This window comes from Micromonospora solifontis (assembly GCF_003725545.1).
GTDB classification, from domain to species: Bacteria; Actinomycetota; Actinomycetes; order Mycobacteriales; family Micromonosporaceae; genus Micromonospora; species Micromonospora solifontis.
Map to the genome: position 1 here is coordinate 34,394 of NZ_RJLN01000043.1, position 10,569 is coordinate 44,962.

Genomic DNA, 10,569 nt, shown 5'->3' on the forward strand with positions numbered 1-10,569 from the left:
TGGAGGCCCGTCTGCCGGGAAGGTGCACATGGCGCTGTCGCAACTGGTCGGTCGGCTCATCGGCGTACGCGAGCACGTGGTGGACCCGGGCGGCGGTGGCGCCCCCCGGGTGCCTCGCCCGGTGCGGGCGGTGGTGGTGGGCGGCGGCATCGCCGGCATGTCGGCGGCGGTGGTGCTGGCCGAGCGCGGGGTGGACGTGACCGTGCTGGAGGCGGCGCCCATGCTGGGCGGCCGGCTCGCCGCCTGGCCGGAGGAGCTGCCGGACGGCCCGCAGCGCAACGAGCACGGCTTCCACGCGTTCTTCCGGCAGTACTACAACTGGCGGTCGATCCTCCGCCGGGCGGGTCCCGGCCTGGGCTTCCTCGCGCCGGTCCCCGGCTACCCGGTGCTGTCCGCCCGGTGGCCGACCGAGGAGTTCGGCAGGCTGCCGCCGGCGCCGCCGGCGAACCTGCTGGCGCTGCTGCTGCGCAGCCCCAGCGTGCGCCTGGCCGACCTGCGGTCGATGGACCGGGACGCCGCGCTGCCGCTGCTCGCCTACGACCCGGTCCGCACCTACGCCGAATTCGACGAGCGGACCGCCGAGGAGCTGCTCACCTCGCTGCGGCTGCCGGACCGGGCCCGGGCGATGCTCTTCGAGGTCTTCTCCCACTCGTTCTTCAACCACGAGGCGGAGATGTCGGCCGCCGAGATGATCGCCCAGTTTCACTTCTACCTGCTCGGCAATCCGGAGGGGCTGGCGTTCGACTGCCCGGACCGGGACTACGCGACGGCGATCTGGGAGCCGCTGACCCGGCACCTGGAGCGGCACGGGAGCCGGGTCCGCACCGGCACGGCCGCCACCCGGCTGGACCGCACGCCGGGCGGCTGGCGGGTGACCACCGCCGACCGCGGGTCGCACGAGGCCGCGCACGTGGTGCTCGCCGTCGACCCGCCGGCGCTCGCCGCGCTGGTCGCCGCCTCCCCCGGCCTGGTCGCGGCGGCACCCCGGCTGGTGGCGCGGATGCCCGCGTTCGGCGCCCCCGGTCCGCCGTACGCGGTTGCCCGCTACTGGATGGACGGCGACGTCCGCCCCGACCGGGCGGTGTTCAGCGGGGTCTCCCGGCAGGCCACCCTGGACTCGGTGACGCTCTACCACCGGCTGGAGGACGAGCCGCGCCGCTGGGCCGCGCGGACCGGCGGATCGGTCGTCGAGCTGCACGCGTACGCGTGCGAGCCGGGCGTGCCGGCCGAGGAGCTGGCCGAACGGATGCGGGTCGAGCTGGCCGCGCTCTGGCCGGAGGCTGCCGGGCTGCGGGTCCGCGAGCTGCGCGCCCGGGTTGAGGCCCGGGCGCCCGCGTTCACCCCGGGCAGCCACGCCGGCCGCCCCGGGGTACGCACCGACGCCGACGGCCTCTACCTGGCCGGGGACGGGATCCGCACCGACTTCCCCAGCGCCCTGATGGAGCGGTCGGCGGCGACCGGGATCGTGGCCGCCAACCACATCCTGCGGGCGGAGGGCGGGGCCGCCGAGCCGGTCCGCTCGGTACGCCCGCGCGGCCTGCTGGCCGGCCGCCGCCCCGGGCGGTGACCCGGCGTCGGGCATCGAAATGCGTTGCCCGTCACCGGACCCCGCCCCTACCGTGATCCGCGCAAGGTCAACCAGCCCGCCGGGAGCATGCCATGTCGTTGTCGCACGTCACGTGCGTGTCGTCGATGCTGCCCGTCGATGGTTGCCGAGCCGAAGGTCCGCGCACCGGGTGGCCGGACTGACGCGTACCCGCGTCCGTCCCGCCGCCGCCCGGTCCCGTGACCGGGCGGTTTTTCGTTGCCGCACCACCGATCGTGAAGGGAGAGCCCGGTGGACGCCGTCCTCGTCATCAACGCCGACCTCGGCCCGCTGCACCGGGTCACCGTTCAGCACGCGATCCGGATGCTCTGCCGGCGGGTCGCCGAGATCCACGAGGCCGAGCCGGACCAGGTCATCGGCGTGTTCCCGATGCCGCGCGTGGTCCGCCTCGTCCGGTACGTGGTCACCCGCTGGCGGTTCAGCGCCGGGCCGGCCTGGTCCCGGTGCGGGGTGCTGCGCCGCGACGGCCGGCGCTGCGCGTACTGCGACGGCCCGGCCAGCACCGTCGACCACATCCTGCCCCGCTCCCGGGGCGGCCGGAACACCTGGAAGAACACGACCGCCGCCTGCTACGACTGCAACCAGCGCAAGGGCGACCGGACGCCGGCCGAGGCGGGCATGCCGCTGCGGCGCGAGCCGGTGACGCCGAGCTGGGCCGCGATGGCCGGGCGGTGACGGACGGCCGGCGGGCACAGGGGGCCGCGTCGGGGGGTACGCCTCCGGCGCGGCGCCCGCCGGCCCCTCTCCCCTCAGCCGGTTGGTGGGGTCCAGGTGAAGCGCGGCGGGCGGCGCTCGTTGGCCGCCGCCACTCCCTCCCGGGCCTCGCCGCTGTCCCGGACCTGCCCGTGCCACCAGGCGACCCGGTCGTCGTCGGCGCGGCCGTCGATGATCTCCTTGGCCGCCGCGACGGTGAGCCGGGAGCGCTCGGCGATCGCGGCGGTGACGGCCTCCACCCGGGCGGCCAACGCGTCGGCGGGGAGCACCTCGTCGACCAGGCCGATCCGCAGCGCCCGCCCGGCGTCGACCAGCTCGCTGGTGAACAGGAGGTGTTTGGCGGCGGACGGGCCGACCAGCCGGGCCAGCCGGCGGGTGGTCGGCGCGGGGTAGACCAGCCCCAGCTTGGCCGGGGGTACGCCGAACCGCGCGTCCTCGGCGGCCAGCCGCAGGTCGCAGGCGACGGCGAGCTGGCATCCGCCGCCGACGCAGGCGCCCCGGATCGCCGCGACGGTGGGCTTGCCGAACGCGGCCAGCCGCTCCTCGGCGGCGACCGCGATGCTCCCGTCCCCGGCCGCCAGCAGCTCGTCCAGCTCACCGAGGTCGGCGCCGGCGCAGAACGTGCCGTCGGCGCCAGTGAGCACCAGGGCGCGTACGGCGGGGTCGGCCTCGAGGCCGTCGAGCAGCACCGGCAACTGCCGCCACATGGCCGGGGCCATGGCGTTGCGGCGGGCCGGGTTCCGGATCACCACGGTGGCCACCGGGCCGGTCACCGTGACGGTCAGCTCCGCGTCCGACATCTCTCCCCCTCGCGCCGCCGGTCCGGCCGACCATAACGGCGGGGCCCGGTGACCACCCGCAGGGGGTGGCCGCCGGGCCCCGGGGTCGGGCGGCTACGTCAGGAGACGTTGACCGCGGTGTCGTCGATGACGAAGGACGTCTGCAGGTAGACGTCCTCGGTGCCGAGGAACTTCAGCGTGACGGTCTGGCCGGCGTAGGCGGCCAGGGAGAAGTTGCGCTGGGTGTAGCCGCTGGCCTTGTTGAGGTTGGAGTAGGTGGCCAGGGTCGCCAGCACGCTGCCGGAGGAGTTGAGCACCTGCACCGACAGCTTGTCGTAGGCGACGCTGGTGGTGGTCTCCGAGCTGTCGATGTGCAGCCAGAAGCTGAAGTTGTACGAGGTGCAGCCGGCCGGCAGGGCGACGGACTGGGCGATGTACTCGGTGCTGCTGTAGCCGTAGCCGTTCAGCCACGAGAACCGGGTGCCCGAGTGGGCGGTCTGGCCGGAGTACGACCCGATGGTGCCGGTGTTCCCGGTCCACGGGGAGGTGCCGGACTCGAAGCCGGGGTTGCCCAGCTTCTGCCCGGCCCCGGTGCAGCCACCGCCGGTGCCGTTCACCGTCAGGCTGTAGGTCGCCGAGTGGCTCACCGAGCCGGTGCCGGTGACGGTCACCGAGTAGGTGCCGGCCGGGGTGCCCGACGTGGTGCTGATGGTGAGGGTGGACGAGGCGCCCGAGGTCACCGAGGACGGGCTGAACGACGCGGTGGCGCCGCTCGGCAGGCCGGACGCGGAGAACGTCACGGTCTGCGCGGTCCCGCTGGTGGTGGCGGTGGCGACGGTGGTGGAGACCGAGCCGCCCGCGGTCACCGAGCCGGAGGTCGGCGAGAGCGAGACGGAGAAGTCGTTACCGGTCGAACCGCAGGGCGCGTCGGAGCCCGCCACGTTCACCGCGGTCCACGCCGCCTGGACGGTCTTGTACTCGGTGGAGCAGTTGCCGTACAGGTCGGTCGCCGCCTTGAGGGTGTACGCCCGGGCGGTGTTGGCCGGGTTGCTGGTGTTGACGTACGAGGTGTTGGAGGTGAAGTACAGGTCGAGCGCCCGGTACCAGATGTTCTCCGCCTTGGTGCGGCCGATGCCGGTCACCGCCGGGGCCGAGCCGCAGACCGGCGAGGTGCCGTACGAGGTGGCGCCGGTGCCCTCGGCGAGGTTGAAGAAGAAGTGGTTCGCCACGCCGGACGAGTAGTGCACGTCCTTGTTCTTGGTGCTGGTGCTCCAGCAGGAGTCGGACGAGCCGTCCAGCGACGGGTTGTACATGTAGCGCAGCGGCGTACCGTTGCCGTTGATGTTGATCTTCTCACCGACCTGGTAGTCACCCGGGTCGGCCGGCGCGTTGGCGTAGAACTCCACCATGTTGCCGAAGATGTCGCTGGTGGCCTCGTTGAGGCCGCCCGACTCACCGGAGTAGTTCAGCCCGGCGAGCGCCTCGGTGACGCCGTGGCTCATCTCGTGGCCGGCCACGTCGAGCGAGACCAGCGGGCGGGAGTTGCCGGAGCCGTCGCCGTAGGTCATCTGGGAGCCGTCCCAGAAGGCGTTCACGTAGTTGCTGCCGTAGTGCACCCGGCTCGGCACACCGTTGCCGTTGCCGAAGATGCCGTTGCGGCCGTGCACGTTCTTGAAGTAGTCGAAGGTCTTCGCCGCGCCGAAGTGGGCGTCGACGGCGGCGGACTGCCGGTTGGAGTTGCTGCCGTTGCCCCACGCGTTGTCGGCGTCGGTGAAGGTGGTACAGGTTCCGCTGGTGGTGTTGTTCATGTCGCAGGTACGGCCGTTGCCGTGCGACGGGTCCACCATCGAGTAGGTGCTGCCGGAGAGCGTCGTGTCGATGCTGACCGTGCCGGTGTAGATGCCCTGGCCGCTGCCGACCACCGACTCGATCTCGTCGTACGAGCCGATCACCTTGCCGGTGCTGGCGTCGGTGATGACGTGCAGCTTCGACGGGGTCTGCTGGTCCGCCCGCCAGCCGGTGGCGACGGTCTCCCAGGCCAGGCGGCCCTTGCCGGAGCTGGCGTCGACGAAGAGTTCCGGGCTGCCGAGCGAGGTGAGCGTGCCGGAGAACGCCTTGCGCGCGCTGGCCTTGGCGGCGGCCGCGCCGACCTTGGCGGTGGTGCTCAGGGTGAGCGGGGCGGCCAGGCCGGACGAGGCGCCGGTCATGGCGCCGTTCGGGGCGGTGTGGATGACGAAGTCACCGCCGTAGACGCGCAGGCCGTGGTAGGTCCGCGCGTACCGGGTGTGGGCGGCCCCGGACGGGTCCACCTTCGTGCGGACGGCCTGGTACGCCTCTCCGCTGGCGCCTTGGACGGCACCCGGGTTGGCCCGGAGCAGGCTGTCCGCGCGAGCTGCGGCGGCGGATTCGGAGCCGGGGGCGGCGCTGGGGGTTGCCGCGTACGCCGTGGTGGTGACGCAGGTCAGCACGCCGCTGGTGAGCAAGGCTGCGCTGACGGCGGCGAGGGATCTCTTCACGTGCCCTCCTGAAGCGAGAAAGTTGTGACGGGGGTAGTCACTGATGTAGATATAGCGATACATCGAAGAAGGTGGAAGAGGGCGAGCGCTTTCCTGCCGCAGACATTGGCCGTTCGGATGAGGTGGTGCAGGTGACACGGAACCGAGTGACACACCCGTGCGTCCGATCGGCATGAGAACGACCCCCGTCGCGGCGGGCCTCCTCGCCGCGCTTCTCACCCCGCTCGCCGGCTGCGCGCAGTCCGGCGCCCCGGCCGCCGACGGACCGCCGGCCACCCTCCCGGCCCGGGTGGTGCTGACCAAGTCCGGCGGCATCGCTGGGCTGGCCGACACGGTGACCGTGCAGACCGACGGTCACTGGACGAAGGTCGACCGATCCGGCGCCTCGCACGCCGGCCGGCTCACCACCACCGACCTCGACCGGCTGCGCCAGCTCACCACCGACCCGCGGCTGCCCGCCGAGGCCACCGCCACCACCCCGGCCACCATGTGCGCGGACGCCTTCACCTACCAGCTCACCGTGGGCGACACGACGACCGGCTACGTGGACTGCCCGTCGCAGGCCACCGCGCCGGCGGCCACCGGCGCGGTGGTCGAGCTTCTCAACCGGGCAACCGGCTGATGCCGGCCGGCGGCCGGCCCGGGACGGCTCAGAACCGGTAGTCCGCCGGCAGGCCGGTGCCGCGCAACTCGGGCGGCAGGTGGGCCACGTCGTTGACGGCGATCAGGCTCGGCGGGCGGCCCGAGCTGTACCGGATCACCGTGAGGCCGGCGTTGTGCGGGTTCAGGCCGAGCCAACGCCGGTCCGGGGCGTCCAGCGCGTGCCGGACCAGCCACGCGATCAGGAAGCTGTGGGTCACCACCAGCTCGCGGACGTCCCCGTCGGCCGGGGCGGTCGCGAAGCGGTCCACCGCCGCCGCCGTCCGGCGCGGCCCTTCGGCCCGCTCGGCCGCGTCGTAGGCGGCCAGGAGGTCTGCGTACGCCGGGGGCAGGCCGGCCGGGTCCGTGTCGTGCGGCAGGTGGTCCCCCACGTCGTCCGAGACGTGCACGGGTACGCCGGGCAGCGCGGCGGCGACCAGCGCGGCGGTCTCCGCGGCCCGGGGCAACGGCCCGTGGTGCACGGCGTCGATCCGCGCGTCGCGCAACCGCTCGCCGAGCAGGGTCGCCTGCCGCCGGCCCCGCTCGGAGAGGCCCACCGCGGGTGACTCCTCGTCCGCGCGGTCCTGCTCGCCGTGCCGGGCCAGGAAAAGCAGTCGGCTCGCCACTCGTCACCTCACGATGATCGGGAGACGCGAGCCTAGCCCGCGCCGCCCGCCCCCGGCTGTCCCGTCAGCCCGCCGCGTCCCGCCGGGCGCGCCACAGGGTGACCGTGACCCAGGCCCAGCCCGCCGCGACCGCCAGGGCGAAGAGCACCATCGCGACCGGCCGCCCGCCGCTGCCGATCAGTGCCAGCCAGGCCGCCGCGAAGAAGAGCCCGGTGACCGCGCTGAAGACCGACCAGCCGCGCTCGCCCCGCCCGGCGAATCGCCGCGCGGCGACCAGGCAGGCCGCGATCAGGGCCGGGAAGGCCACCGCGCCAGCGGCGAAGTGCGCCAGGCCGTGCCAGCTCACGGTGCCCGGAGCCGGCGTGCCGGCGGGGAAGCCGTCCACCGGATCGGCCACGAAGATCCCCGACAGCACCAGCCCGAGGCCGTACTGACCGATCAGCCAGGGGCCGCTGACCGGGCCGAGGCCGGGGTGCGGGATCCGGCGCAGCGCCGCCGCGGCACCCAGGCAGAGCAGCCCGGCGAGGACGAAGTTGGCGATCTGCACCCAGCCCAGGTCGCCGTTGCTCAGCACGCTCACCGGGTGCCGCCGGAAGTCGAAACCCGCCCGGGTCAGCCCCTGCGCCAGCGCGACCGCCACCCAGAGCGGTCCGGCGAGGACACCGCCGGCCAGCAGCGCGGCGTCCGCCGTCACCCGGCCCACCGGCCGGGTCCTGATCACGTCGGTCACCGGTCCGCCTCCTCAGCCCCGCCAGAAGATCTGGCCGATGCGGATCCGGTTGCCGAACGGGTCGCGGATGCCGAAGTCGATCCCGTACGGGCGCTCGGTCGGCTCGTCGGTGACGTCCACGCCCTTGGCCACCAACTCCTCGTACGTCTTGCGGGCGTCGTCGGTGGTGAGGCAGAGCCAGCCACCCATCGCCCCCTTGGTCAGCAGCTCCCGCACCTGCTCGGCGGTGGCCGGGTCGAGGGCCGGCGGTCCGGGCTTCTCCAGCAGGATCTCGTGCTCCCGGTCGCCGGGTACGTGCACGGTCAACCAGCGCATGAAACCGAGGTCCTGGTCGCTGCCGACCGCCAGGCCGAGCTTGCCGACGTAGAAGTCGAGCGCCTCGTCCTGATCGAGCACGTAGATCTGGGAGCGGGAAATCGCGTTCATCGTCATGTCGAAGACGCTACGACCCCCGCCTGACCTGCTGCTTATCCAAAACTGCTGGGTCTGGCCCAGGCCTTGGCGAAGCAGCTGGGCACGTTCGCGGCGAGCGCCCGACGCCGGCGGAAGTCGGTGGGCGACTCCCCGACGATCTGCCGGAACGTCCGGCTGAACGTGCCGAGGCTGCCGAACCCGACCGCATAGCAGATCTCGGTCACGTCCCGGCCGGTCTCCAGGAGCATCGACATGGCCCGCTCGATGCGACGGCGTTGCAGGTAGCGGTGCGGCGTCTCGCCGAAGGTGGCCCGGAAGGTACGGATGAAGTGCGCCTCGGAGACGTGCGCGATCCGGGCCAGCGCCGGGATGTCCAGCGGCTCGGCGTACGCCCGGTCCATGGCGTCCCGGGCGCGCAGCATCGCCCGGTTGGACTCCTCGACCGCCCGGCTCACCGGTCGACCACCACCGCCAGGCCACGGAGCTGCTCGGGGTCGGCCACCACCTCGATGCCGATGATCCGGTCGGTGACGACGAAGCTGAGCGCGAGGCGGGTGGTCCCGCCCACGATGACCAGGGCGCCCGCCGCACCGTCGACGTACGCCGGCACCGCGCCCTGGGCGCGGCCGTTGAAGAAGTCGGCCACGGCGGAGGAGCCCCGCACCTCGCCGCTCCCGCCCATCCGGACCGCGGCGGCGTCGCCGCGCAGCACCACGTACGGGTCGAGCAGGCCGACCAGGTCCTCGAACCGTCCCTCACGGGAAGCGGCGAGGAACGCCTCGACCACCCGGCGCTGGCGGGTCGGGTCGACCACCGGGTCGGCCGAGCGGCTCTGCACCCGGCGCCGGGCCCGGCTGGCGATCTGCCGTACGGCCGGCGGGCTCCGATCGACCACCGGCGCGATCTCGTCGAAGGAGACGGCGAACATGTCATGCAGCACGAACACCAGGCGCTCGGTGGGGCCGAGGGTGGTCAGCACGACCTCGAGCGCCTGACCGACCGACTCGGCGAGCAGCGCCTCCTGCTCCGGGTCGCGTCCGCCGGCCGGCTCGACGGCGGGCTCCTCCCCGGCCGTGTCGGTGGACTCCTCGTGCCGGGCGGCGCCGGAGCGCAGCCGGTCCAGGCAGACCCGGCCGACGGTGGTGGTCAGCCAGCCCGGCAGGTTGTCGATGCCGTCGACGTCCGCGCGGCTGAGCCGCAACCAGGTGTCCTGCACCGCGTCGTCCGCCTCGGCCGCGGACCCCAGCATCCGGTGGGCGACCGCGCGCAACCGGGGCCGCTGCGCCTCGAAACGCTCGACCAGCAGGTCGGTGTCGGTCACGGCCTCGCCACCCTCCACGCCCCCGCGTGATCGCCGTCACATCTGTCACGCGGCGGGTCCGGCCCTCGACATCGCGGTGACGGACGTCCACAGCGGCGGTGACGATCGCCGGCCAGCCTACCAAGACAGGACGAATGAAAATGACGCTCGAACCCCGTATCCGGAACTCGGCCGCGCTGCTCCCCGACGCGGCGAAGGGGATCAACCTGCTCTACAAGGCGGCCCACTCGGCCGGCGTGCCCGGCAGCACGCTGGAGCTGGTCCACCTGCGGGCCAGCCAGATCAACGGATGCAGCGCCTGCGTCGACTCCGGCGCGCGCAGCGCCCGCAAGAACGGCGAGACCGAGGAGCGGCTGTTCGCGGTGGCCGCCTGGCGGGAGACGCCGTACTTCACCGAGGCCGAGCGGGCCGCGCTCGCCCTGGCCGAGGCCGCCACCCGGCTCGCCGACCGCGCCGACGCGGTGCCGGACGAGATCTGGAACGAGGCGGCCCGGCACTTCGGGGAGAAGGAACTGGCGGCGCTGGTGCTCTGGATCGCCACCACCAACTTCTTCAACCGGATCAACGCCACCACCCGGCAGCCGGCCCCGCAGAACTGGGGCTGACCCGGTCACCGGAACGAAAACGGTTGGGCCGGGGCGCACCTCGCCGCCCCGGCCCGCCGCCGGACCGCACCTGGCCCTGCCACCGACGGTTTCCTACGCTCCACCGTCATGGAAAGGGGCGGCGGCAGTCGCCGCCGCCCCCGAGGAACGGGCGGACTAGTTGAGGGTGAACTTCTGGTTGGCTTGTCCGCTGCAGTCGTAAATCTGGACCTGCTGACCGTTGCCGGTGCCCCAGACGTCCAGGCAGCGTCCGGACTGGACACCCGTGATGGTGCCGTTGGAGTTTACGTTCCACTGCTGGTTGGCCTGCCCGTTGCAGCTGTAGATCTGCACGGCCGAGCCGTTGCCGGAGCCGGCGGCGTCGAGGCACTTGCTCCCGTAGACGGTCAGCTGCCGGCTGGACGTGTACGTCCACTGCTGGTTGGCCAGCCCGTGGCAGTCGTAGAGCTGCACCCGGGTGCCGTCGGTCTGCGACGAGTTGGGCACGTCGATACACCTGCCGGACTGGGCGCCGTAGATTCGCTTGGCGCCGCCCTGGTTCGGGGGCGGGCTGGTGGTGGTCGGCGGCGAGGTCGTCGGGTTGGTGGGGCCGGAACCCTCGCTCACCGTGATGCTGGAA

At 73.3% G+C, this 10,569-nt stretch carries 12 protein-coding genes; 4 read left to right on the top strand and 8 right to left on the bottom strand.

What is annotated here, in order from left to right:
* The first annotated feature begins 28 nt into the window (after window positions 1–28).
* Together EFE23_RS16405 and EFE23_RS16410 are read left to right on the top strand one after the other, a co-directional pair.
* Window positions 29–1,567, top strand: coding sequence for an FAD-dependent oxidoreductase (locus tag EFE23_RS16405; protein WP_123241801.1), 1,539 nt, complete (start codon window positions 29–31; stop codon window positions 1,565–1,567).
* 270 nt (window positions 1,568–1,837) lie between these two features.
* Window positions 1,838–2,281: an HNH endonuclease gene (locus EFE23_RS16410; RefSeq protein ID WP_123241802.1), complete on the top strand. Its 444-nt coding sequence runs from the start codon at window positions 1,838–1,840 to the stop codon at window positions 2,279–2,281.
* A gap of 74 nt (window positions 2,282–2,355) precedes the next feature.
* On the opposite strand, the gene EFE23_RS16415 is transcribed toward EFE23_RS16410, so the two are convergent.
* The gene (locus EFE23_RS16415) at window positions 2,356–3,120 is read right to left on the bottom strand and encodes an enoyl-CoA hydratase/isomerase family protein (protein WP_123241803.1); all 765 of its coding nucleotides are present in this window, start codon (window positions 3,118–3,120) and stop codon (window positions 2,356–2,358) included.
* A 98-nt stretch (window positions 3,121–3,218) separates the two neighbouring features.
* Complete coding sequence (locus tag EFE23_RS16420; RefSeq protein ID WP_123241804.1) at window positions 3,219–5,615, bottom strand: M4 family metallopeptidase; 2,397 nt, start codon at window positions 5,613–5,615, stop codon at window positions 3,219–3,221.
* Between the two features lie 172 nt (window positions 5,616–5,787).
* On the opposite strand from EFE23_RS16420, the gene EFE23_RS16425 reads away from it, so the two are divergent.
* Complete coding sequence (locus EFE23_RS16425) at window positions 5,788–6,237, top strand: protealysin inhibitor emfourin (RefSeq protein ID WP_148058459.1); 450 nt, start codon at window positions 5,788–5,790, stop codon at window positions 6,235–6,237.
* Between the two features lie 28 nt (window positions 6,238–6,265).
* Here EFE23_RS16425 and EFE23_RS16430 read toward each other — a convergent pair whose 3' ends face one another.
* The 5 genes from EFE23_RS16430 to EFE23_RS16450 form a co-directional block, all read right to left on the bottom strand.
* Window positions 6,266–6,880, bottom strand: coding sequence for a histidine phosphatase family protein (locus tag EFE23_RS16430; RefSeq protein ID WP_123241806.1), 615 nt, complete (start codon window positions 6,878–6,880; stop codon window positions 6,266–6,268).
* A gap of 64 nt (window positions 6,881–6,944) precedes the next feature.
* The gene (locus EFE23_RS16435) at window positions 6,945–7,610 is read right to left on the bottom strand and encodes a DUF998 domain-containing protein (RefSeq protein ID WP_233601017.1); all 666 of its coding nucleotides are present in this window, start codon (window positions 7,608–7,610) and stop codon (window positions 6,945–6,947) included.
* Between the two features lie 12 nt (window positions 7,611–7,622).
* Complete coding sequence (locus tag EFE23_RS16440) at window positions 7,623–8,042, bottom strand: VOC family protein (protein WP_123241807.1); 420 nt, start codon at window positions 8,040–8,042, stop codon at window positions 7,623–7,625.
* Window positions 8,043–8,077: 35 nt separating this feature from the next.
* Complete coding sequence (locus EFE23_RS16445) at window positions 8,078–8,479, bottom strand: helix-turn-helix domain-containing protein (protein ID WP_123241808.1); 402 nt, start codon at window positions 8,477–8,479, stop codon at window positions 8,078–8,080.
* Window positions 8,476–9,345, bottom strand: a complete 870-nt coding sequence (locus tag EFE23_RS16450; RefSeq protein ID WP_123241817.1) for a sigma-70 family RNA polymerase sigma factor — start codon at window positions 9,343–9,345, stop codon at window positions 8,476–8,478. The genes EFE23_RS16445 and EFE23_RS16450 overlap by 4 nt, the downstream gene beginning before the upstream one ends.
* 140 nt (window positions 9,346–9,485) lie before the next feature.
* On the opposite strand from EFE23_RS16450, the gene EFE23_RS16455 reads away from it, so the two are divergent.
* Window positions 9,486–9,950: a carboxymuconolactone decarboxylase family protein gene (locus EFE23_RS16455; protein WP_123241809.1), complete on the top strand. Its 465-nt coding sequence runs from the start codon at window positions 9,486–9,488 to the stop codon at window positions 9,948–9,950.
* A 156-nt stretch (window positions 9,951–10,106) separates the two neighbouring features.
* On the opposite strand, the gene EFE23_RS16460 is transcribed toward EFE23_RS16455, so the two are convergent.
* On the bottom strand, window positions 10,107–10,569 hold a 463-nt coding region (locus EFE23_RS16460; RefSeq protein ID WP_148058460.1), incomplete at its 5' end, for an RICIN domain-containing protein.

Bases quoted from the DNA above. Each gene is read 5' to 3' on its own strand.
- EFE23_RS16440 (WP_123241807.1), bottom strand. From the start codon at position 8,042: ATGACGATGAACGCGATTTCCCGCTCCCAGATCTACGTGCTCGATCAG.
- EFE23_RS16455 (WP_123241809.1), top strand. From the start codon at position 9,486: ATGACGCTCGAACCCCGTATCCGGAACTCGGCCGCGCTGCTCCCCGAC.
- EFE23_RS16415 (WP_123241803.1), bottom strand. From the start codon at position 3,120: ATGTCGGACGCGGAGCTGACCGTCACGGTGACCGGCCCGGTGGCCACC.
- EFE23_RS16425 (WP_148058459.1), top strand. From the start codon at position 5,788: ATGAGAACGACCCCCGTCGCGGCGGGCCTCCTCGCCGCGCTTCTCACC.
- EFE23_RS16405 (WP_123241801.1), top strand. From the start codon at position 29: ATGGCGCTGTCGCAACTGGTCGGTCGGCTCATCGGCGTACGCGAGCAC.